General features: G+C 35.5%; 20 protein-coding genes. 11 read left to right on the top strand and 9 right to left on the bottom strand.

What is annotated here, in order from left to right:
* Positions 1–7: 7 nt before the first annotated feature.
* The 4 genes from AABL81_RS07960 to AABL81_RS07945 are packed head-to-tail and all read right to left on the bottom strand — an operon-like array spanning position 8 to position 4572.
* Positions 8–1216, bottom strand: coding sequence for a porin (locus AABL81_RS07960; protein WP_158210542.1), 1209 nt, complete (start codon positions 1214–1216; stop codon positions 8–10).
* Between the two features lie 10 nt (positions 1217–1226).
* Complete coding sequence (locus AABL81_RS07955; RefSeq protein ID WP_158210541.1) at positions 1227–1979, bottom strand: succinate dehydrogenase/fumarate reductase iron-sulfur subunit; 753 nt, start codon at positions 1977–1979, stop codon at positions 1227–1229.
* 10 nt (positions 1980–1989) lie between these two features.
* The gene (locus AABL81_RS07950; protein ID WP_158210540.1) at positions 1990–3909 is read right to left on the bottom strand and encodes a fumarate reductase/succinate dehydrogenase flavoprotein subunit; all 1920 of its coding nucleotides are present in this window, start codon (positions 3907–3909) and stop codon (positions 1990–1992) included.
* A 12-nt stretch (positions 3910–3921) separates the two neighbouring features.
* Positions 3922–4572, bottom strand: a complete 651-nt coding sequence (locus AABL81_RS07945) for a succinate dehydrogenase cytochrome b subunit (protein ID WP_158210539.1) — start codon at positions 4570–4572, stop codon at positions 3922–3924.
* Positions 4573–5411: 839 nt separating this feature from the next.
* Between AABL81_RS07945 and AABL81_RS07940 the strand changes: the two genes are divergently transcribed.
* Entirely contained in the window at positions 5412–5900 is a 489-nt protein-coding gene (locus AABL81_RS07940; RefSeq protein ID WP_341340761.1) for a GNAT family N-acetyltransferase, read from the top strand.
* A 123-nt stretch (positions 5901–6023) separates the two neighbouring features.
* Here the strand turns inward: AABL81_RS07940 and mdtD are convergent, their stop codons facing one another.
* Complete coding sequence (gene mdtD / locus AABL81_RS07935; protein ID WP_158210537.1) at positions 6024–7451, bottom strand: multidrug transporter subunit MdtD; 1428 nt, start codon at positions 7449–7451, stop codon at positions 6024–6026.
* 280 nt (positions 7452–7731) lie between these two features.
* Entirely contained in the window at positions 7732–8337 is a 606-nt protein-coding gene (locus AABL81_RS07930) for an anthranilate synthase component II (RefSeq protein WP_341340760.1), read from the bottom strand.
* A 43-nt stretch (positions 8338–8380) separates the two neighbouring features.
* On the opposite strand from AABL81_RS07930, the gene AABL81_RS07925 reads away from it, so the two are divergent.
* Entirely contained in the window at positions 8381–9349 is a 969-nt protein-coding gene (locus AABL81_RS07925; RefSeq protein ID WP_341340759.1) for an aminodeoxychorismate synthase component I, read from the top strand.
* Between the two features lie 518 nt (positions 9350–9867).
* Entirely contained in the window at positions 9868–11559 is a 1692-nt protein-coding gene (locus AABL81_RS07920) for an acyl-CoA synthetase (protein WP_158210535.1), read from the top strand.
* A gap of 64 nt (positions 11560–11623) precedes the next feature.
* Here AABL81_RS07920 and AABL81_RS07915 read toward each other — a convergent pair whose 3' ends face one another.
* Both AABL81_RS07915 and AABL81_RS07910 read right to left on the bottom strand, forming a co-directional pair.
* Positions 11624–12385, bottom strand: coding sequence for an SIMPL domain-containing protein (locus tag AABL81_RS07915; protein ID WP_341340758.1), 762 nt, complete (start codon positions 12383–12385; stop codon positions 11624–11626).
* A gap of 18 nt (positions 12386–12403) precedes the next feature.
* Positions 12404–13054: a rhomboid family intramembrane serine protease gene (locus tag AABL81_RS07910; protein WP_158210534.1), complete on the bottom strand. Its 651-nt coding sequence runs from the start codon at positions 13052–13054 to the stop codon at positions 12404–12406.
* 99 nt (positions 13055–13153) lie between these two features.
* On the opposite strand from AABL81_RS07910, the gene AABL81_RS07905 reads away from it, so the two are divergent.
* A complete protein-coding gene (locus AABL81_RS07905; protein WP_341340757.1) occupies positions 13154–14053 on the top strand; it encodes a lysophospholipid acyltransferase family protein in 900 nt (299 codons plus the stop codon).
* A gap of 75 nt (positions 14054–14128) precedes the next feature.
* Entirely contained in the window at positions 14129–14809 is a 681-nt protein-coding gene (locus AABL81_RS07900; RefSeq protein WP_341340756.1) for a TIGR02117 family protein, read from the top strand.
* A gap of 244 nt (positions 14810–15053) precedes the next feature.
* Here AABL81_RS07900 and glmM read toward each other — a convergent pair whose 3' ends face one another.
* Entirely contained in the window at positions 15054–16442 is a 1389-nt protein-coding gene (glmM, locus tag AABL81_RS07895) for a phosphoglucosamine mutase (RefSeq protein ID WP_341340755.1), read from the bottom strand.
* 98 nt (positions 16443–16540) lie between these two features.
* On the opposite strand from glmM, the gene AABL81_RS07890 reads away from it, so the two are divergent.
* The 6 genes from AABL81_RS07890 to AABL81_RS07865 all read left to right on the top strand — a co-directional run bounded on the left by AABL81_RS07890 (position 16541) and on the right by AABL81_RS07865 (position 22949).
* Complete coding sequence (locus tag AABL81_RS07890; protein ID WP_341340754.1) at positions 16541–17140, top strand: acyl carrier protein phosphodiesterase; 600 nt, start codon at positions 16541–16543, stop codon at positions 17138–17140.
* Positions 17141–17220: 80 nt separating this feature from the next.
* Positions 17221–19035, top strand: a complete 1815-nt coding sequence (locus tag AABL81_RS07885; protein WP_341340753.1) for a chloride channel protein — start codon at positions 17221–17223, stop codon at positions 19033–19035.
* A gap of 592 nt (positions 19036–19627) precedes the next feature.
* Positions 19628–20452, top strand: a complete 825-nt coding sequence (locus AABL81_RS07880; RefSeq protein WP_158210528.1) for a serine O-acetyltransferase — start codon at positions 19628–19630, stop codon at positions 20450–20452.
* A gap of 23 nt (positions 20453–20475) precedes the next feature.
* A complete protein-coding gene (gene cysK, locus AABL81_RS07875; protein WP_158210527.1) occupies positions 20476–21411 on the top strand; it encodes a cysteine synthase A in 936 nt (311 codons plus the stop codon).
* Between the two features lie 221 nt (positions 21412–21632).
* A complete protein-coding gene (locus AABL81_RS07870; protein WP_158210526.1) occupies positions 21633–22451 on the top strand; it encodes a 5'-nucleotidase, lipoprotein e(P4) family in 819 nt (272 codons plus the stop codon).
* 36 nt (positions 22452–22487) lie between these two features.
* Positions 22488–22949, top strand: coding sequence for a hypothetical protein (locus AABL81_RS07865; RefSeq protein ID WP_341340752.1), 462 nt, complete (start codon positions 22488–22490; stop codon positions 22947–22949).
* The last annotated feature ends 55 nt before the right edge of the window (positions 22950–23004 follow it).

Here is a 23004-nt window from a genome sequence, read left to right as displayed (position 1 = left end):
TTAGCTTTTATAAAAATCTACATTGTAATTGAAGAAATGCAAGGTTTGAATTGTATGTCTTACTATTTTCAATGTTGTGTTTGAAATTGTCAATTTGCATACCTGCTTGAATTCTAACACCGTAGTTTTTCAATACTTCTAAAGTAAGCATTGGAATCCAAGTTTGTCTTGCATTTGAGTTTAATGTACTATTTTCATCTAAGTACTCATAACGACAAGCAAACTCAATTGCGTGAAACGTTTTAGCACCTATTTCATATCTAATATTTGGCACAAAGTAAAAACTCTTTACTTTGTAATCATCAATTGTTGAAGTTAAAGCTGGTGCTCCTTCTACTTTTGATGCATTTAAAGCTTTAAAATATTGTTCGTGGTTAGTAGCTTGTTTAGCTTCTGTTTGGAAATCAATACTCCAACGCTCAGTAATCGGAAGTTTTGCTGTTGCTTCAACTCCTACCGCATACGCTTTTTCTTTATTTACTTCTGCAATACCTCCACTAACACCAACATTTAAGTTGTGTTTTTTGTCAAGGTTAAACAATAATCTACTCGAGTAATTTTTACCGTCGTCATTATCTGTTTTATTCTTACCATTACCATTTGTTACAGAGAAACCGTAGCTCATTGGTACATCTCCTAAATCAACACTACCTGTAATCGCAGCACCAACCTGGAAACTTGTCCATCCTAATCTACCAAAAGTATAGTAAGAGTTTGTATAGTCAATCGATCTAAGCACATCTACAGGCATTGTTTCCTCCATACCAAATAATGGTCTAAACTGTCCAACTGTAATCTGTAAATAACGATTTACTGTATATTTAGCAAACGCATTCTCTAATACACGAGTACTTACATCTTTTTGTTTGAAGTCGGCAAAGTTAGCTAAAGCAGTAACCTCTAAATTCTTAGTTACTTTAACTCCCATTGACACCCTCATTCTCTTAACGTCAAATGTATTGTGCGTTCCACTTCCATCACTGTGGTGTAAACCATCAATATCAACGTTATTCTTAAAATTCGCTGAAAAACGAGATTGAAAAACACCTCCTACTTTAAACTTAGGAAACTTCTCGTCAACAGGATTCAAAACAATTTTTTCCTCAAATACGGCAACTGTATCAGTTTCAACCTTTTGAGCGAAAGATACCGCGGTACAGCATACTGCTGCACCGACCAATACCTTAAGTTTTAATGTATTATATAGATTTACCATATATAATCTTTTATTTCTTAAACTTTAATAAACTTGCACGGTTGTACTCGTAGTTCATACGTGCAATGTTAAGAACTGAGATCCCTTGTGGACATTCAACCTCACAAGCTTCCGTATTTGAACAGTGTCCAAATCCTTCTTCGTCCATTTGTGCGATCATTCCTAAAGCTCTCTCTTTTCTTTCTTCTTGAGATTGAGGTAGAATAGCCAACTGTGTAATCTTAGCAGACGTAAATAACGCCGCACTACCATTTTTACAAGTTGCCACACAAGCACCACAACCGATACAAGCCGCAGAGTCAAACGCTGCTTCAGCAGTAGCGTGGGATACTGGAATTGTATTTGCTTCAGGAGCTTGTCCTGTGTTTACAGAAACGTATCCTCCAGCAGAAATAATACGGTCAAAAGCACTTCTATCTACTTTTAAATCCTTTTTCACTGGGAATCCATTTGCTCTAAACGGCTCAATCATTACAGTTTCACCATCTTTAAACTCACGCATATGTAATTGACAAGTAGTTGTGTTTTCTAATGGTCCGTGTGCGTTTCCATTAATTACAACACCACATTGCCCACAAATACCCTCACGACAGTCGTGATCAAATTCGATAGGTGCTTCTTTATTTACAATTAACTTTTCGTTTAAAGTATCTAACATTTCTAAGAAAGACATATGTGGGTTCACATTATCTAAAGTATAATCTACAAGTTTACCTTCAGCTTTGCGTCCCGCTTGTCTCCATATTTTAAGATGCAGTTTCATAGACTAATAATTATTTATAACTACGGATAGTTGGTTGTACGAATTCAAATTTCAATTCTTCTTTGTTCAAGATTGGCTCTTTATCAAGTGAACCTGCCCATTCCCAAGCGGAAATAAACTGGAACTCTTCATCATTACGTTTTGCCTCTCCATCTTCTGTTTGAAACTCTTCTCTAAAGTGAGCTCCACAAGACTCATTTCTTGTTAAAGCATCATAACACATCAATACACCGATTTCAAGATAATCTGCTACTCTTCCTGCTTTCTCTAACTCAGCATTCATTGTATCATTTTCTCCAGGAACGTTTACATTTTTGTAGAATTCCTCTCTTAATTTCTTGATCTCTTCAATCGCAAATGTTAATCCTTCTGCAGTTCTTGCTAAACCACAGTAATCGTACAACAATTTTCCAAGTTTTTTGTGGTAGTAATCTACCGACTTGTCACCTTTAATTTTTAATAAACCTTCCAGTTTATCTTGTGATTCTTTAACCACTTTATCAAACTCAGGGTGATCTGTTGAAATTTTTCCTACTCTAATTTGATCTGCTAAATAGTTAGCAATCGTATAAGGAGCAATAAAATATCCATCTACAGAAGCCTGTAATAAAGAGTTAGCACCTAATCTATTTGCTCCGTGATCCGCAAAGTTTGCTTCTCCTAAAGCGAATAATCCAGGAATAGTAGTCATCAATTCATAATCTACCCATAATCCACCCATTGAGAAGTGGGCAGCTGGAGAAATCATCATTGGTTCTTTGTACGCGTTGATACCTGTAATCTTTTCGTACATTCTGAACAAGTTACCGTATTTCTCAGCAATTTTCTCTTGCCCTTGTTCTCTAATTGCTTTAGAGAAATCTAAGTAAACTGCATTTTTCAAAGCACCTACTCCGTATCCAGCATCAATTCTTTCTTTTGCAGCACGAGATGAAATATCACGAGGTGCTAAGTTTCCGAATGCAGGGTAACGACGCTCTAAGTAGTAATCTCTTTCTTCTTCTGGAATATCATTAGCAACTCTTGTCTCATCAAGTTTTTTAGGAACCCAAATACGACCATCATTACGTAATGACTCAGACATCAACGTTAATTTAGACTGATAATCTCCTGATTGAGGAAGTGATGTAGGGTGAATCTGAGTCCAACTTGGAGAAGCAAAGAAAGCTCCTTTTTTGTGTGCTCTCCAGATTGCAGAACCATTACATCCCATTGCTAAAGTAGATAAGTAGTAAATTTTACCAAATCCTCCAGTAGCTAATACTACAGCGTGCGCTGCGTGTTTTTCAATTTCACCAGTTTCTAAGTTACGTACTACAACTCCTCTTGCTTTTCCGTCAATAACAACTAAGTCAAGCATTTCGTGAGATGTGAATAACTCTACTGATTTTTTATTTACTTGGCGCATTAACGCTTGATAAGTACCTAAAAGTAATTGTTGTCCCGTTTGTCCACGTGCATAGAACGTTCTACTTACCTGTACTCCACCGAACGATCTATTATTTAAATATCCACCATATTCTCTACCAAAAGGAACCCCTTGTGCTACAGACTGGTCTATTAAGTTTAGAGAACACTCTGCTAAACGATATACGTTTGCTTCACGAGCTCTAAAATCTCCTCCTTTTAATGTATCCATAAACATACGGTAAACACTATCACCGTCGTTCTTGTAGTTTTTAGCAGCATTCACCCCACCTTGAGCTGCAACTGAGTGCGCACGACGAGGAGTATCTTGGAAACAGAATGACTTAACATTATATCCCATTTCACCTAAAGATGCCGCAACAGAACTACCTGCTAAACCAGTTCCAATTACAATAACATCTAATTTTTTTCTATTCGCTGGGTTTACCAAACGAGCAGTTTTTTTATAGTTTGCCCATTTATCTTCTAATGGACCTTGAGGTATTTTTGCATCTAATTTCATCACAACAACGTATTAATTAGTTAAATAAATATAAATTGGCATTAAGGCAAAACCTGCACATATTACGATAGAATAAATAATACCGAATACGTTAACCCAACGTACATACTTAGGGTGGAATAATCCAAGAGTTCTAATTCCACTTGTAATTCCGTGAATTAAGTGGTAGCACAATGCAATCATTGCGATTACATAAAGTACAACCAACCATAATTGTTGGAATGCAACTCTAACAACTTCGTATAAATCTTTGTTTCCGTTTGCGTCAAGCGTGATAGATCCAAATTTGTATACATACCAAAAGTTTGCAAAGTGCATTACAAGGAAAATAAGAACAATTGATCCAAGTACACCCATACTTCTGCTGTACCATTTACTTGCTCTACCTCTATTATCCTTTTTATACGATCCACCTGCTGCCTTATTTTTCATTGTTATTATCAACGCATATACTGCGTGTCCAATAATAGACAAGTAAAGAATATAGGAAACAGCCTTAACTAATGGATTTCCTGTTAAAAAATGAGAATAAGCATTGAAGCTTAATCTTGCCTCTTCTGGCTCTAAAAATAATTGTGTATTCCCTAAACAATGGATTAGTAGGAAAAAACACAAAAATAATCCTGTCGCAGCCATTACAATCTTACGTGAGAGTGTGTTCATTTTGATAACTGTTTAAAATAAATAAATGCTTTAATTTTATCTTTCTATAATTCGAAGTTATAAAGGTACAGTGTAAAAAGGTCAAAAAAAATGATAATTATCACAACTTTTAAAGACTCAACACTTTTAACTTTTTAATACCAAAAATTAGAAAAAGAGTAATAGAATACTTTCCATAAATAAAACTATCAAATATTTTTAACAAACAATGCGTGTTTTAAGTAATATTTTTGACAATTTTAATTTATAGAACCAATATAAATAACTACACATCGATTCTATCATTTAGCATTTAATAAATAATCGTGCCAAACTCTTTTTTTATATAGTAAAAATGCCTCTCCAAGACGCTTTAAACTCTATTTATTTTTAATCTAAGTTATTTAACATATCGCTTCACCTCTTTTTAGTTTTTTTTCTACTAATACCTACTTATAACACCATTATTGCGGTAAATTATACCTAACAATTGCGCTATAAATACTCATAAATAACCAACAATAAAAGCTATTCATTTACATACCAATAAGTTACAACAAATAATAAAAATAAAACGAAATGTCTTTGCCTAATTTCACATTTCTATCAACACTTTTTTATCTTAAGAATTTCTTTAAAATAATCAAACTGTCTTATCTCTTATCTTAACACAATTATAAAAATCAAATATTTGCCAAATTCTATATTATCTATATTTTTTTTAACAATACCCCCTTATTAAAAGCAATCTCTCTTATAAAAAACACAACAATTGTTTCGATGCTCAAAAAGAGTAAAAAACATTGTGTGTTCTCCTATTTTTTAAGTTATTGTAATACTATTTTAAAATCGTAAATAATATGATTCGCCTTCTTACTTCTGCCGACTTGCCTCAGGCGGTAACTGTACTTCAAGCGGTAAAAAAACATATGATTGAGCAGGGTATTGATCAATGGGATGAAGAATATCCTACTCCAGAAATACTTGCCAACGACATACTGAACAAACAGGCGTTTGCGTATTTTGAACAGGATAAGCTTATTGCTTATATGGTTTTGAATGAGTTATGCGATCCGGAATACGATGATATACGATGGCAATACGCCCCTCCTTTCTTAGTGATGCACAGACTTTTTGTAGGTCCATCGCAACAAGGAAAGGGTATCTCGTCTAAAATGCTCGCTTTTGTAGAGCAATACGCTAAGCAACAACAATACAATAGTATTCGCTTTGATACGTATGCTAAGAATCCAACGGCAAATGCAGTGTACACAAAGAAAAACTACCGCTTTGCTGGTACGGTAACTTTCTCAAAAGGACTATTTAATTGCTTTGAGAAACAACTTTAATCGCAAAATAACACCAAGGGTGGACAGGTTGAATACGTATCCTCCTTGCTAAAAATACAAGCATAAAAAAAGGGAATATACAACTAATGCATATTCCCTTTATCTTATATAACAAGGAGCAAATTACTGCTCATCTCTTTTATACTCACGCTTTCCTGATAAGTTCGCTCCTGATGTACTACTCAGTTGTAAGAAGATTAAACTTGACAATACTGTCAATAATCCCATAACTAAAAACGTGTATCTAAATACGGCAATTCCATCTCCTGCATTCCCCACGCCACTGTTTTGAAATATCATCAAGAACATAGCAGATAACGAAATTCCCAAGCTAATTGCCAATTGTTGGGTTACAGATAGCAAGCTATTTCCTTCACTTGAGGTTTCATTGTCCAAATCTGCCAGTGATATCGTGTTCATTGAGGTAAATTGAACGGCGTTAAAAGCACCATTCAATGCCATTAGTATAATGATTACCCAAAATGGCGTGTTCTTCGTAATAAAGAAAAACACCGATATCAATAGTCCAAGGCAAATCGTATTGGTTACCAAGGTTCTTCTATAGCCAAATCGCTTTACAATTGGCACTACAAAATTACGGGAGATAAGGTTTGACAACGCTTGCGGAATCATCATTAATCCTGCGTAAAAAGCAGAATATCCATAGCCTACTTGTAATAATAGTGGCACCATTAACGGCATTCCTCCTATTCCAAAACGCGTAATCAAGTTACCTACTAAACCTACTCTCAACGTGGTAATTTTAAACAAACTCAACGCAATAATTGGTGCTATTGCACGTCTGGCGTGGTATATATAACCGATGATAAAGCTGATTGCCAAGGCAAATAAGAATAGTAACTTAACCACAGACATCTCTGGTGCATTCCATCTTTCAATTACCAAAGTTAATGCAGTCAATCCCCCACTCAACATTACCCATCCCCACAAATCAAACTTTCCTACTTTGTTGGTGAAGTTTGGAATAATTGATCGCGCTACAATAACAGCGATAATTCCAACGGGTAAATTGATAAGGAAAATCCAATGCCACGACAACTTCTCTACTAAAAATCCCCCTGCTGTAGGTCCTAACATCGGTCCGACTAAAGCGGGAATGGTAATAAAGTTTATCACTTTTAGCAATTGATCTTTCGGATAAGCGTATATCAGTGTTAATCGCGCTACTGGCACCATCATCGAACCGCCTATGGCTTGAAATATTCGCGACATAATCAATTCGTCTAAATTGCGTGAAAGCGAACAAAACAGTGAACCTAAAGTAAACAAGGTTACGGCTAAAATGAAAATGCGCTTGGTTCCAAACCTATCTGCCAGCCAACCACTCAGCGGTATCAGCAAGGCAACTGTAAGCGTGTAGGACACAATAACACTCTGCATTTCCAATGGCGATTCGCCTAAACTCTTGGCAATGGAAGGTAGTCCTGTATTTAGAATTGTACCGTCTAATGCTTGCATAAAAATTGCCAAAGCACCTAACCACGGTAAATATTTTTGTATTCTCGGATCTTTTATAACTCCTGCCTCCATATCTTAATTCTCTTTTCCGGTTTATAACAATTTACGAGTAATACCCTACTTGTTTAGGCAACAAATAAACAGACCTATTAAATCAGGTCAACACAGAAAAACAAAAACGTACAAAGTAAACAACACCTCTGTTTTCCTTTGTTTATCACTCGATTGCAAAGATAAGACAATCGCAGAAAACAGATAAAAAGCCCCATTTCCAACTTGACGTATTTTCGTGTTAAAATTTACGTCATTACTTTTTACAACCTTCCTTTTATCGGAGATATGTATTTTAAATCTATACTTTTTCAGTATTTGGCAAATCTACCTCCTCAATCCAATTATTTATCATTTCTCGCCCTTGTTCTGTCATAAACGACTCAGGGTGAAACTGAATTCCTTTGATATTATACTCTCGATGTGCAATTCCCATTACCACACCCTCTGCACTTAAGGCAGTTACCACAAGCGGATCCGCAATTGTCTCTTTGTCTAACGCCCAAGAATGGTATAGTCCAACTACAATAGGCGATGTTAGCTGTTGAAACAACACCTCCTCTGTTTGCAAAGTCAGTTTACTTTGTTTTCCGTGATAAACCAAAGGTAGATTAACTAAAGTAGCCCCAAAATACTCCCCAATAGTTTGGTGACCAAGGCAAACCCCAAGTATGGGTTTAACGCCTTTAAAACGCGTAATAATGTCAAATAAAATGGGATAGGAACGAGGAACATCAGGCCCTGGCGATAGCACAATCTTGTCAAAAGTGTCTAACTGTTCTAAGGTAACTTCGTCATTTTTTAAAACAGTTATTTGACAATGAGGATTTTCGTCAAATAGTTGGTATAAATTGTACGTAAACGAATCGTGGTTGTCTATTATTACAATTTGTTTGGGCTGACTCATAAACAATTTTGTACTTTTGAATTTTAAATTTGACTTGATTATTATGCCGCTCAAAGATACGATTATCTCACAAATGAATACACTTGGATCTGATAGAAAACCTTTTCTATTTATCCTGAGTTTTGACGGTAATCACGGCTTGGTAAAACCATTGGAGGACATCAGTGCAAACGAGGTGCTTTTTGACTTCAACGGGGTTAGTAATGCCGATATAAATACCCCAACTTCTACTGTGGCATTAGAAGCTAATCCGCTTTCTTTTGAGGCGTATAAAGAGCAATTTGACTATGTACACCACCAACTTCAAATTGGTAATTCGTACTTAACTAACCTGACAATTCAGACTCCAATTGCCCTAAAGGGAACGTTGCAAGAGGTATTTTATAGTACGAAAGCAAAATACAGATTATGTGTAAACGAACAATTTGTATGCTTTTCTCCTGAAATATTTGTGCAAATTAAAGCTGATAAAATCTTTTCTTTTCCTATGAAGGGAACGATTAAAGCCGACTTGCCAAATGCGGCGGAGCAATTGTTAAACGACGAAAAGGAAACAGCGGAACACTACACTATTGTTGACTTAATACGCAACGACCTCAACATTGTTTCTAAGAAAGTAAAGGTAAACCGCTTTCGTTATTTAGACCGCTTGGAAACCTCTAAAGGGGCTATTCTACAAATGAGCTCTGAAATTAGTGGCGAACTAACGAGTGATTGGCATCAGCGCATTGGCGATATTTTTAACAGCTTACTTCCAGCGGGTTCTATTACGGGTTCGCCAAAGGAAAGTACGGTTAACATCATACAAACGGCTGAAACATACGAGCGCAACTACTATACGGGTATTTGCGGTATATACGACGGAAAGTCTATTGACAGCGCTGTGATGATTCGCTTTATAGAGAAACAACAAGATAACTACGTGTATAAAAGTGGTGGCGGAATCACCTCATCAAGTGAGGTTAGAAAAGAATATGAAGAGCTGCTACAAAAGATTTATATTCCTAAGTAAAAAGTTTATCTGGGGCTAAATTCTCCTTTTTTCCAAAAAACAAAAAACACTTAATCCCTTATTACACAAGGCTTACAGGAGTTTTATGCGTACCTCGTACCACACAAGTACCACACAAATACCACACATCTTCGAGAAATACCCCCTATTTCCTAAGTAATCCGGAGCATATCTCGAACTTGTCTCGAACATGGTACGTTTAAAACTACTCTAATTCTCTCTATTGATATGCATTATCTTAGGTTGCCTTATTTTCTGTTCTACAACTTCCCCTATCACTACCCTTTTTTTACTTTTTGAGTTATATCTCTTAAAAACAACATATTACAACGATTACTTCAATTTCACCCCCTTCTATCGCAATGGACTTTGCTATATTCTCAATAAACGCAATAAAAAGCAGGAGATTCTATTAGAAAATTACAGAATATCATCAATAACAAACTCATTCATAGGAATTTAATTTTTATTCTATACTTACTTTTGTGTATATTACGCTTACCAAAAACTAATTAAGAATGAAAGATTTGTATAAAAAAATCGGTGAGCTTCTCATCGAGCAGGATTTTAATGCCCTGCACGATCTAAAAATCGAAAAGCCCGACTACTTCAACTGGGTACAGGAGGTGTATGAGGATATTCACGTACAAGAAACGCCAGACAAAACGGCTTTGCTGTGGACTGATGGCGAGGTTACGCATCATTACACTTTTAAAACACTTTACAACAGATATAACCAATTGATTAATTTCTTGCGTACAAAAGGTATTCAGCAAGGAGATGTGGTGTTGACACAAATGATGTTGCAACGCATTAACTGGGTAACGCATTTAGCGGCTATTAAAGCGGGATATGCGCTATCGCCTGCCGCAAGTATTTTGGGCGTACAAGACTTGGCATATCGCTTTGAAAAGATTATGCCTAAGGTGATTCTTGCCGATAGTGATAACGTTGAAAAAATAGACGAAGCTGAACGAGTTTCTGGCGTAAAAGTACCCGTTAAAATTATTGTTGACGGACAGCGCGAGGGTTGGTATCCGCTTACTGTGATTGATGAGCAACCGACAGAAAGTGAAGGGGCTAAAACAAAGCCTGACGATACGCTGTTTATGTTCTTTACCTCTGGAACTACGGGAATGCCTAAAATTGTTTGTCACACCCAATTAAGTCAGCCTTTGGGACATTTAACAACAACGGCTTGGATTGGGGTTACGAAAAACGATATCCATTATAATATTTCTCAACCTGGATGGGGTAAATTCGCTTGGAGTAGTTTATTTGCTCCGTGGAATGTTGGGGCTACTATCTTTGCTTTTCACACCAAAGAGCGCTTTAGTGCGGCAAAAACATTGTCGCTAATTGAAAAATATAAGATTACTACTTTGTGTGCACCTCCAACGGTACTCCGCTTTTTTATTCAAGAGGATTTGAAAAAGTATAACTTCAGCTTGAGACAATGCGTTGCGGCTGGGGAACCTCTAAACCCGGAGATTATTGAGGAGTGGAAAGAGGCAACGGGTATTTTAGTTAGGGATGGTTTTGGACAGACCGAAAGTACGTGTATGGTAGCGAATTACCCTAACGCTAAAGTGAAATACGGCTCAATGGGAAAACCTACTTTCTTATATGATATTGTGATTGCGGATGAGGACGGTCGCGAAGTACCGACAAACGAAGAAGGAAATATCTGTGTGCGCACAAACACCACCCAGTTAAACGGAATTTTTAAAGAGTATTTATACGATAAGGAGAAACAAGCACAAGTGTTTAACCACAACTTGTACTATACGGGTGATAAAGCCTATAAAGACGAGGATGGTTACATCTGGTTTATCGGAAGGGATGACGATGTTATCAAAGCGTCAGACTATCGAATCGGACCGTTTGAAGTGGAGAGTGTACTTCTTGAACACACGGCTATTATTGAATCAGCAGTAGTGGCAAGTCCACATCCTGTCAAGGGATACGAGGTTAAAGCCTTTGTGATTATCAACGATACAGCAACGGCTTCAAACGAATTGGCACAAGAGATATTTGCGTTTAGTCGCCAAAACTTAGCGCCTTATAAAATGCCACGCAAAATAGAGTTTGTTACTGAATTACCGAAAACGGTGAGTGGAAAAATCAAACGCGTAGAACTGCGTGCTTTACAAGCAGAACGCATTGCGAAGAAACAGGCGGTTCCAATGGAATTTGACTATGTAAAATAAAAGTAAAAGGGGCTGTCTTGCTATATGAGACAGCCCCTTTTTCGTATTAATTATTTATCACTTCTTATTCTAATGAAAAACTGATAGATACATTTGATGTAACTTCAATTTCTCCAACTGCTAATGTTTCTTTCATCTCATCAGCACTTGCGCTTTTCATCATATACATCGGACGTACAATTGGCGCATCGTAAGACGTACCATCTGATACAAGAATTGCCTTTCCTACCTTTTGTCCTAATGCATTCGCGTAATCTGTTGCTTTTTGTTTTGCCTCTTTTACGGCTAACGTACGCGCTTCTGTTTCGTAGCTTGCAGCTTTTGAAGATGTAAACTCTACTCCGTCAATTCTGTTGATTCCCAAATCCATCAACCCCGTCATTACTTTCTCATATTTGCTGATATCATCAAGAGAAATAGTCAATGTTTGTGAAGCTTGAAAGTAGTCTTTCTTCTCTTCATAATCTCTTGACTTGTATAAATTAACGCGTTGCGTTTGAATTTGTTTATCGTCTATTTTTAAGCTTTTTGCGTATTTGATAACCTTAGCAATAACAACGTCATTTGCTTTTTTAGCGCTATTAGCGTCGTCTGCTTTGTTATCAACACCAATGCGGATACTAACCTTATCTGGTGTAACACTTACTTTTCCTATTCCGTTTACTTGTACTTGTGGAACAACTACTCCTTGGTGGTTTTGTGCCACAATTGCTGTTGTTGTCATCAATAATGACGCGAACATAATTCCTGCATTTCTCATACTATTTTTCTTTTTCTTGTTTACAAATGTATCCAAATTAGAAAGCCATAGGAGTTTCGGAATCATAAATATTCTCTAAATTTTCTATCGTATCCTTTTGTTTTTATACATCCCCACTAAAATTAAAACAGGAATTAACAATATTGCGATCAACTTATACTCTGCTTGAAGTAGCACAGGATATTTCAGTAAAATCAACACTAAACCAGCTATAGCCCCTCCTATATGTGCTGTATGCCCTATTCCATCGTTGTTTTTCTTCATTCCGTAGATTGAATACAGCAAGTATCCTACCGCAAAAGCGTAAGCAGGAATTGGAATTGGGATAAAGAACAAATACAAACTCATATCTGGATTTAACAAAATAGACGCATATAACACTCCCATAATTGCTCCTGATGCCCCTACTGCTCTATAGTTTGGTTGATTTTTAAAGAATTGATATGTCAATACATTTCCAACCACTAAACTCACCAAGTAGATTAGCACAAAATAAAGTACTCCTGACGTAAATATGATGATATCTGCAAAGAAATACAGCGTAAGCATATTAAACATAAAGTGCATCCAATCGGCGTGTAAAAACCCAGAAGTAAAGAATCTATGTTTTTCCCCAGCGTTAATGCGACTGATGTCAAAACAATACTTGTTGAAAAAACTAAAGTCATTCAACCCTTTATACGTTACCAACCCATTTAAAGCTATAATGATTAGAACAATTGTAGATATATCCATATTTTAAAGATTTTGATAAAAATAAGAATTAAGCCGAACTCAAACGTATATTTGCGTAAGAATATTCGAATCGAGTATCTTTGCACCAAAGTAAGACCTATGAATTTTATCGTTTACATCCTTATATATCCCCTTTTATGGCTTGTTTCTAAACTGCCTTTTCCTGTATTTTACTTTATATCAGACTGTTTTTATGTACTGCTATACCGCATTGTGGGGTACAGAAAAAAGACCGTACGTGAAAACATTCGTATGACTATGCCAGAGCTGTCTGATGAGGAAGTGAAAAAGGTTGAAAAAGAATCGTTTAGACATTTATGCGACATCTTCTTAGAGATGATCAAACCACTTACTGTATCTGAAAAAGAACTGGCAAAACGCTATAAATTTACCAATGTAGAAGCAATTCACGAAGTAGAAAAACAAGGAAAAAGTGTTATGTTATTTTGTGCACATTACGCCAATTGGGAATGGATGATTATCTTAGACAGATTCGTTGCATACAAAGGATATGCTGTCTATAAAAAAATCAATAATCCGCATTTTGACAATCTAATTAAGCGTATTCGCGCTCGTTTTGGAACAACATTAGTTGAAATGAAAGAGACAATTCGCCTTATCCGTCAAAATGAAGTAAACAAAAAACACGGTATATACGCTTTTATCAGTGACCAATCGCCTATGGTGAGTCAGGCTAACTACTGGCAAGAGTTTATGGGCATTGAAGTTCCTGTGTTTACAGGTGGGGAAGCCTTGTGCAAAAAGTTTGATATGGTGCCGATGTACTTAAAAGTAGAATACATCAAACGAGGGCATTACCAAGCTACCTTTGTTCCCCTAAGTGCTGAAGGTGAAAATGTAAAAGAGATACCAAATTACGAATTGTCTAACCGATTCTTACAAGAGGTTGAAAAGTCGATTAGAGAAGCTCCGTCCTACTATTTCTGGACACATAAACGTTGGAAACACAGAGGAAAGAAACCTAAAAATATCAAGTAGTTATAAAGTGTAGTATTAGTTCGAAAGATTTATCTTATTTTCGATTTAATATTACACTTTTTAATTTATAAGTATATGCCTTTTATTCAAAAGACAATCAAGTTTACTGCCTTCGCTGTGGCTACCCTTGTGGGTATCCTACTACTATATATGCTATTAGCCAGGGTGTTATCAAGTATAACAGTCAATAAAACCCCCGTTGATACAACTGATATCACTATCTATTTATCAACTAATGGTATGCACACTGATTTTGTGCTTCCTATTCAATCTGAGTTCATCGACTGGAGTAAGGAGATTGAGTTTTCAGCAACTAAAGGGCAAGCTACCAACTATAATTACGTGGCGATTGGTTGGGGAGATAAAGGGTTCTTTTTAGATGTAGAAGATTGGTCAAGCGTAAAGCCAGGTATTGCATTGAATGCTGCATTTGGATTGGGTTCTACAGCTATGCACACCACTTTTTTGAGAAATGCCATTGAAGATGATGAATTTAAAAAAGTACTTATTTCTAAAGAACAATATCAAAAGCTTATCGCCTATATCCAACAATCGTTTAAGAGAAACGAGCAAGGAGAGATTATACAAATCGTGACAGATAAAGTGTACGGACAAAACGATGCCTTTTACGTAGCCAACGGAAGTTATAGCTTTGTTTACACTTGTAATTCGTGGGCTAATGAAGGATTGAAAAAAGCGGGGATGAAAGCCTGTTTATGGACTCCCTTTCAAGAAGGTATCTTTAGGAAGTATTGACAAAAACAGAAGTTAAACCACTAAAACGACCTCTTAATCCCTAATAATAAGTTAATTATCGCTTTTTAATTCGCATTTTATGGTTTTCCGTAACGAATAACAAACATAACAATCTACCTTTGGCACTTGGTATGAAAGAAAATTGTTTGTTATTTTCATTTTGAATCAACTATTACAAATATTACTTACAAAAAAAGGGAACAATTACTTGTTCCCTTTTATATTTTAAAAAAGTGTGCTGTAATTAAATACCAGCAATAACTTTTAATTCTTCAATCATACGAATAGCTAAGCTATCAGCGTCTGCTTGTGTTCCTGCTTCTGTATAAATACGGATAATAGGCTCAGTATTTGATTTTCTCAAATGTACCCAAGAAGTTGGGAAGTCAATCTTAACTCCGTCAATTGTAGATACGTCTTGGTCACTGTAGTTCTCAGCGATTTGCTCTAAAATCATATCAACATTTAACTTAGGAGTAAGTTCAATCTTGTTTTTACTCATATAATACTGAGGGTAAGACGCTCTTAATTCAGCCACAGTCATATCTAAATTAGATAAATGTGTTAAGAATAAAGCAACTCCTACAATAGAATCACGACCGTAGTGAATCTCTGGATAGATGATACCACCATTACCTTCACCACCAATGATAGCGTTAGTCGCTTTCATCAACTCAACAACGTTTACTTCTCCAACTGCAGATGCGTTGTACTCTCCGTTGTGTTTATTTGTAATATCGCGCAATGCACGAGAAGATGATAAGTTAGACACTGTATTACCTGGTGTTTTACTTAATACGTAATCAGCCACAGCAACTAAAGTGTACTCCTCACCAAACATTTCTCCGTCGTTAGAAATGAAAGCAAGTCTATCCACATCCGGGTCAACAACAACACCGAAGTCTGCTTTTTCTTTCTTCACTAACTCACAGATATCTTGTAAGTGTTCTTTTAATGGTTCTGGATTGTGAGGGAAGTGTCCGTTTGGCTCACAGTATAATTCCACTACTTCAACTCCTAAACGTCTTAATAACGCAGGAATAATGATTCCTCCTGACGAGTTTACAGCATCAACAACCACTTTAAACTTACGTGCTTTGATTGCCTCAACGTCAACTAATTTTAAGTTAAGTACCTCTTCTATATGTAAGTCCATATAGTTGTCTTTGTACTCTATTTTTCCTAAATTATCAACTTCTGCAAAGTCAAAAGCTTCTTTTTCTGCTAACTCTAAAATAGTTTGTCCTTCAGCTCCGCTTAAGAATTCCCCTTTTGCATTTAACAACTTCAACGCATTCCATTGTTTTGGATTGTGAGACGCCGTTAAAATAATACCACCATCAGCTTTCTCCATTGGTACAGCTACTTCAACAGTAGGTGTTGTAGATAGACCTAAGTCAATCACGTGAATACCTAAACCTACAAGCGTATTGACAACTAAATTATGAATCATTGGCCCTGAAATACGCGCATCTCTACCGATTACAACCTTAAGTTCTTCCTTGTTTGATGAGTTCTTTAAAAAAGTACCATAAGCAGATGCAAACTTAACAGCATCAATAGGAGTTAAGTTATCCCCTACTTTTCCACCAATAGTCCCTCGTATTCCTGAGATAGATTTAATCAATGTCATAACTAAAATTTTATTATACTCGCAAAGATAGATAATATTGTTTCGCATTATAAGTTATAAATGGTAAAATGCCGTATTTTTATAGGCAAATTGTAATTATGAATTTCTTAGCACACATTTATCTATCGGGAGAAGACGAGTTTTTAAAAATTGGAAACTTTGTTGCAGATAGTGTGCGTGGTAAGAATTATTTGGATTACCCTACTCGCATTCAACAGGGAATTATACTGCATCGAGAAATAGACACCTATACAGATGCACATCCTATTTGGCGAGCGAGTAAAAAACTATTAGTTCCGCGATATAACCATTACGCCGCTGTTATTGTAGATATGTATTACGACCATTTTTTAGCTAAAAACTGGCACCTATTCTCTGCAATACCACTGCCTGAATATGCTGCTACTTTTTACAAGTCGCTACAAGACAACTTTGAGGTGCTTCCTGAGCGAGTACAGAAGTTTTTACATATTATGGTAGATGAAAATTGGTTGGTAAAATACAGTAGTATCGAAGGATTAAAATACATATTAACGCAAATGGATCGACGAACAAAAAACGTTTCTAAGATGCAGTTTGCAACAGAAGAATTGCTATTACATTACACTATATTAGAAGAACACTTTTTGTCATTTATGACAGCCTTACAAGAGCATTTAGTATCGTTTGAAAAAACAGATCGCTTTTTATTGAAATAGATCAGCAAACACTGCTTTTTTTATAAAAGTTATTTCAATTTGTACTTTACAAAAGTTGTCTTTTACACTATTTTTGCACTATGAAAATTATTAATCTACCAAAAATAAAGTATTACGCTAACCAAGTTTTTAAATATTCAGAGGGAATATTATTCTTCCTAAAGTCTATCTTAAACAACAGGCAATTTTTATACCTTTCCTGTGTGTTAGTAGGAGCATCTTCAGCAATTGCGGTTATTATACTTAAGTATTTTGCCCACTCTGTTTTTCGCTTCGCTTCTTATATTGATAGTTTATCTCACCTACCGTACACCAACAGTATCTTGCCTATCATCGGTATCTTGCTAACGGTTTTTATCGTCAATAAATTCTTGAATGGTTCGATTGAAAAAGGGACTTATCAGATTATGATTGCGGTAGCTAAGAAGTCGGGAATTATGCCCCGCAAACAAATGTACTCACAGATTATTACCAGTTCACTTACCGTTGGTATGGGAGGTTCACTGGGATTGGAGTCGCCTATTGCGATTACTGGTGCGGCATTTGGTTCTAATTATGCTCAAAACTACAAGCTAAATTATAAAGATAGAATACTCTTATTAGGGTGTGGGGTTGCCGCAGGGGTTTCTGCTGCCTTCAATGCACCTATTGCTGGGGTATTGTTTGCTATTGAAATCATCTTGGTAGATATTTCTGTTTCGGCTTTTATTCCAATTATGATTTCAGCTGCAACGGGTACGATTGTTTCTAACCTAATCATTAAAGAAGACATCTTATTATCGTTTAAACACCAATTGATGTTTGACACTGGTAATACGGCGTACTATGTGTTGTTGGGAATCTTATCTGGTCTTTTTTGTGTGTATCACGCGAGAATGTTTAGAAAAACAGAACACTTCATTTCAAGTTTTGCTGGTAGTATATACAAGAAAGCACTTTTAGGAGCCTCGCTTTTAGCTGTTTTAATCTTCTTATTCCCTACGCTATTTGGAGAGGGATATGAGAGCATTAAAATCTTGACAAGTGAGTCGCCTCAAGATATATTAAACAATACATTGTTAGCTAAATTCTCATCTAACCAATGGGTATTGGTACTTTTTGTATTAGGAGCAGCTTTAGTGAAAACCTTTGCCGCTGGTTTAACAATGGGTAGTGGTGGTAATGGAGGTAACTTTGCTCCTTCTCTATTTGTAGGGTCTTACTTAGGGTTCGCTTTGTCTAAGATGTTACAAATCGTAGGACTGAAAGAAATACCAGTGCAAAACTTTACCGTAGTAGGTATGGCGGGAGTTATTAGTGGACTATTCCACGCTCCGTTAACAGGTATTTTCTTAATTGCTGAAATTACGGGAGGGTACGGATTAATGGTTCCCCTATTAATCGTATCGTCAATAAGCTTTGCTATTTCTAAGCAAATGGAGAAATACTCAATGGATATTAAGTCGATTGCTAATTCTGGAATGGTGTTTACATCAGACAAGGATTCGAATATCTTATCTACTATTGTGGCGCAAGATTACATTAAAAAAGAGATAAAAACGATTACATTAAACAATACCACAGCTGATGTGGTTAACTTGTTTTCAAATACGGATCAAACATTTATTCCGGTATTAGATGATGACGAAAAAATACTGGGAATTATCAATTTAAACCACGTTAGAGGAATTATATTTAGCAACTTCCACACGAAGTTTACTCCGTTAAAAGATTTGATTGAAAGCCCGATTACAGTGTCTTATAACGATTCAACTAAAATTATAATGCAAATATTTGAAACTAATAACCTTGATTTTGTATTAGTTCAATACCATAAGAAGTATGTTGGGTATATTATTAAGTCTGACTTATTGGAGGCTTATCGTAAAAATCTAAAGTCATTACTGATTGATTAAAATAAAAAAGGCTCCTAAATAGGAGCCTTTTTTTAATGTAAATTATGTCTTTTTTAGTTTCTTACTTAATGAAATAGAACAACAAAACAACAAAACCAATCCCTTATAAGTAGCCAGCTCAAAAGAAATTAAAATAAAAAATCTATTTCAGAAAACAAATAACATAATTGTGTTGAACTACTTTGCCTTCGTAATTCTTGTACAAATATAGGCCTTTAAACTACCTATAAAATATACAACAGTTCCTTTTAACATAATGTATCCTTTTTAGATACTGAGGTATGTGCCTCCTTTTTTTCTTAAAACCTTCCAAAAAAACTATATCTCAAGCAATTATTTGTTAAATATAGAACAACCTTTCACTTACAATTATTACTTTTACAGAAGCAGTCTCTAAAAAATGCGCTCATTCAAGCTTACTGATTTTAAAACTAAGCGTTATGATTTTTACAACTTGTAATTGCAATCCTAATACTATCAACTAAATAGCCTTATTGTTTATTTTTATGGATAACAGTATTACTTTCTCTTTCAGCTTTTTGTAAATATTTTTTAAAGAATAGCTATATGATAATAAAAACAACAAAAGTAAATGCACAATAAATTCGTTAAAGAGTTACTGAAACAAAATGAAAGCTCTCAGTCTTTTTTAGACAAACGTAGAATTGAAAAATATACAGATATTCTATTTCACTTCCTTTTTCAATTGGAAGACAAGAAATATTTATCTGAAGAAGCTTTAAATATTAGGTTGTCAACTTTAAAGATTGAACTTATCTCTATTCTTTTTAACATCAACAACGATGTTGAGAAGTCAGAGAGAATTGCTGATGACTTCTTTGAAGCATTGCCAGAAATATTCTTTACTTTACAGTCTGACGCTAAGGCTATTTTGGAAAATGACCCTGCTGCTACTTGTTTGCAAGAGGTTTATATTGCTTATCCTGGCTTCTATGCAATTGCTATTTATAGATTTGCAAACCAGCTTCAGAAGCAAAAAGTGAAATTACTTCCACGTATTTGGACAGAGCACGCGCATAGTAAAACAGGAATTGATATTCACCCTGCTGCTACGATTGGTGCAAGCTTCTGTATTGACCACGGAACAGGTATTGTAATTGGTGAAACTTGTGTGATTGGTACTAACGTAAAAATCTACCAAGGTGTTACTTTAGGTGCTATTTCTGTGTCAAAAGACAAAGCAAATACAAGAAGACATCCTCATTTAGAGGATAATGTTATTATCTACTCTGGAGCTACAATTCTTGGAGGAGATACTGTAATCGGACACGACACCGTAATTGGTGGTAATGTTTGGTTGACAAAAAGTGTAAAACCACATTCAGTTATATATAGTAAGAGTAAAAGTTACTCTAAAGATCAAGATTACCCCGAACCAATCAACTTTGTAATATAACTATTAATTAAATTAATGAAAAAATGAAAGTAAACAATGTATTAGAAGCTATTGGGAACACGCCTCACATCAAAATTAATAAGCTATTCCCTAAAGACATTAATGTTTGGATTAAATTAGAAAAACAGAATCCTGGAGGAAGCTTAAAAGATCGTATTGCATTAGCTATGATTGAAGATGCTGAAGCAAAAGGAATTATCAATAAAGATACAGTTATTATTGAACCTACTTCTGGTAATACAGGTGTTGGTCTTGCTATGGTTTGTGCGGTTAAAGGATACAAATTAATCTTGGTTATGCCAGAGTCAATGAGTATTGAACGTAGAAAGCTAATGGCTGCTTATGGAGCTAAGTTTGTTCTTACACCTAAAGAATTAGGAACAGCTGGTGCTGTATCTAAAGCTACTGAAATGGCTGAGGAGATGGACAACGCTTGGGTACCTCAACAGTTTAATAATATGTCTAACCCTGAAGTTCACAAAAGAACTACGGCACAAGAAATTATCAACGACTTCCCAGAAGGACTTGACTATTTAATCACTGGTGTAGGTACAGGTGGACATATTACAGGGGTTGCTGAAGTGTTAAAAGAGAAATTCCCTAACTTAAAGGTATTTGCAGTAGAACCTCTAAACTCTCCTGTTTTAAGTGGTGGTAAACCTGGTCCTCACCCGTTACAAGGTATTGGTGCTGGTTTTATTCCGAAAGTGGTAAACACTGCTCTTTTTGACGGAATCATCACAATAGAGAAAAATGAAGCTTACCAATACACAAACAGAATTGCAAGTGAAGAGGGAATCTTAGCGGGTATTTCTACAGGGACTTCATTAGCGGCTATTGCTAAGGAATTACCGAATATGAAACCGGGAGCTACGGTTCTAACGTTTAACTATGACACGGGTGAAAGATACTGGTCAGTTAGCGACTTGTTTGACGAAAAAGCTGCTGAAATAAAATAATATAGATAAAGCTACCTAAGTGATTAGGTAGCTTTTTTGTTTTTACAAATATGTATGCTTCACTCATTACTATCCCCCTCTTCAATTCATCACATTTTACTCATAAAAATTCGCTCATACCCCTTCACTAAAGGCTTAACGCTTTATTTGCATTTACAAATTGAACTATTATCAATTTAAATCGTACTTTTGCTTTTCATAACAGAAAATTTTATAAAGACATGCTTAGAAGATCTTTTCTTATTGCAGGACTTGCTTTTACAGCTTTAACTGCTTGTAAATCGGTACCACAAGGTACAGTTTCTACATCAGCAAACGCATTAAACAATATTGAAGTAAACGGAAAACTTTATTCTGCTGTTTTTCAACAAAATGCAGCTGAATACCAAGCTTTATGCGCACAAGCTTTCAATATCGCTACTTTACAGTTAGACCGTATTTTAGAAGAAAAACACAGCAAACCAATTGCAATTGTAACTGATATCGACGAAACTTTCTTAGATAACTCTCCTTATGCTGTACAAATGGCAAGAGAAGGTAAATCTTATGACCAAGCTTCTTGGACTGAGTGGACTAAAAAAGGAGATGCTATTCCATTGTTAGGTAGCCAAGAGTTCTTTAACTATGCTGCTTCTAAAGGTGTTGAAGTTTTCTACATCACAAACAGAAACCAAAATGACAAACCAGGTACTATGAAAAACTTGGTTAAATATAACTACCCTTATGCTGATGATGCTCACGTAATTGTGAGAACTGCTGAGTCAAGCAAAGAAACAAGACGTCAAAAATTAAGCGAAACTCACGAAATCGTAATGCTTTTAGGAGATAACCTTTCTGATTTCTCAACTGCTTTTGACAAAAAAACACAAGAAGAACGCTCTCAAAACGTAAAGTCTAACCAAGAGTTATTTGGTAAAAAGTTCATCGTTCTTCCAAACACTGGTTATGGTGATTGGGAAGCTGCTTTATTCCAATACCGCAAAGATTTGACTAAAGAGCAAAAAGACGAAATCTATAACAATAGCGTAAAAGGATTTTAATAAAACACAATTATAACTAATAAACACTTTTTAAACATGAAAAAATTAGTAGCTATTTGCTCTATCTTCGCTTTAGTAATCGGAACTGCTTCTTGTAATAGTGATGATAATAATAAAATTAGACCTGAAGGAAATATGGAAGGAACTTGGTATGCTGATCAAGTTATTTACAGTTTCAATGGTGATAATTTTAGTAGAAGTTTTATGGAATTAAGAGGAACTGATGCTGTTTCTGAAACTGATAAAATTGTTATTAAAGAAAACAAAGTTACTCTTTTTGAACATAAAATTATAGAGGGTAAAGAAACTCAAACAACTGGTACTATTGATGGAAAATTAATGACTTTTGAAAAGTATAAAGATAACCCTCGTACAATAATTACAGGTAATGACAAGGAGTTAAAATTACAATATAACTTTACTGCAAAAGAAGGAAAAGCTCCAATGATTGTTTCATATTCAAGAGTTAAACCTGTTTTTGTTCCTGAAAATAAATAGTAATTAATAATATTACTATAAATACATATAAGCCCTATAATCTAATTATAGGGCT

The sequence above is a fragment of the Myroides sp. C1519 genome, from assembly GCF_038039755.1.
GTDB lineage: Bacteria > Bacteroidota > Bacteroidia > Flavobacteriales > Flavobacteriaceae > Flavobacterium > Flavobacterium phaeum_A.
This window is presented reverse-complemented; position numbering and strand designations above follow the sequence as displayed.

Excerpts from the sequence above, each read along its gene's own strand:
- AABL81_RS07960 (WP_158210542.1), bottom strand. The coding sequence starts at position 1,216 with ATGGTAAATCTATATAATACATTAAAACTTAAGGTATTGGTCGGTGCA.
- glmM (WP_341340755.1), bottom strand. The coding sequence starts at position 16,442 with ATGACATTGATTAAATCTATCTCAGGAATACGAGGGACTATTGGTGGA.
- AABL81_RS07945 (WP_158210539.1), bottom strand. The coding sequence starts at position 4,572 with ATGAACACACTCTCACGTAAGATTGTAATGGCTGCGACAGGATTATTT.
- AABL81_RS07920 (WP_158210535.1), top strand. The coding sequence starts at position 9,868 with ATGAAAGATTTGTATAAAAAAATCGGTGAGCTTCTCATCGAGCAGGAT.
- mdtD (WP_158210537.1), bottom strand. The coding sequence starts at position 7,451 with ATGGAGGCAGGAGTTATAAAAGATCCGAGAATACAAAAATATTTACCG.
- AABL81_RS07905 (WP_341340757.1), top strand. The coding sequence starts at position 13,154 with ATGAATTTTATCGTTTACATCCTTATATATCCCCTTTTATGGCTTGTT.
- AABL81_RS07915 (WP_341340758.1), bottom strand. The coding sequence starts at position 12,385 with ATGATTCCGAAACTCCTATGGCTTTCTAATTTGGATACATTTGTAAAC.
- AABL81_RS07900 (WP_341340756.1), top strand. The coding sequence starts at position 14,129 with ATGCCTTTTATTCAAAAGACAATCAAGTTTACTGCCTTCGCTGTGGCT.
- AABL81_RS07890 (WP_341340754.1), top strand. The coding sequence starts at position 16,541 with ATGAATTTCTTAGCACACATTTATCTATCGGGAGAAGACGAGTTTTTA.
- AABL81_RS07870 (WP_158210526.1), top strand. The coding sequence starts at position 21,633 with ATGCTTAGAAGATCTTTTCTTATTGCAGGACTTGCTTTTACAGCTTTA.
- cysK (WP_158210527.1), top strand. The coding sequence starts at position 20,476 with ATGAAAGTAAACAATGTATTAGAAGCTATTGGGAACACGCCTCACATC.
- AABL81_RS07940 (WP_341340761.1), top strand. The coding sequence starts at position 5,412 with ATGATTCGCCTTCTTACTTCTGCCGACTTGCCTCAGGCGGTAACTGTA.
- AABL81_RS07880 (WP_158210528.1), top strand. The coding sequence starts at position 19,628 with ATGCACAATAAATTCGTTAAAGAGTTACTGAAACAAAATGAAAGCTCT.
- AABL81_RS07930 (WP_341340760.1), bottom strand. The coding sequence starts at position 8,337 with ATGAGTCAGCCCAAACAAATTGTAATAATAGACAACCACGATTCGTTT.
- AABL81_RS07950 (WP_158210540.1), bottom strand. The coding sequence starts at position 3,909 with ATGAAATTAGATGCAAAAATACCTCAAGGTCCATTAGAAGATAAATGG.
- AABL81_RS07910 (WP_158210534.1), bottom strand. The coding sequence starts at position 13,054 with ATGGATATATCTACAATTGTTCTAATCATTATAGCTTTAAATGGGTTG.
- AABL81_RS07925 (WP_341340759.1), top strand. The coding sequence starts at position 8,381 with ATGCCGCTCAAAGATACGATTATCTCACAAATGAATACACTTGGATCT.
- AABL81_RS07865 (WP_341340752.1), top strand. The coding sequence starts at position 22,488 with ATGAAAAAATTAGTAGCTATTTGCTCTATCTTCGCTTTAGTAATCGGA.
- AABL81_RS07955 (WP_158210541.1), bottom strand. The coding sequence starts at position 1,979 with ATGAAACTGCATCTTAAAATATGGAGACAAGCGGGACGCAAAGCTGAA.
- AABL81_RS07885 (WP_341340753.1), top strand. The coding sequence starts at position 17,221 with ATGAAAATTATTAATCTACCAAAAATAAAGTATTACGCTAACCAAGTT.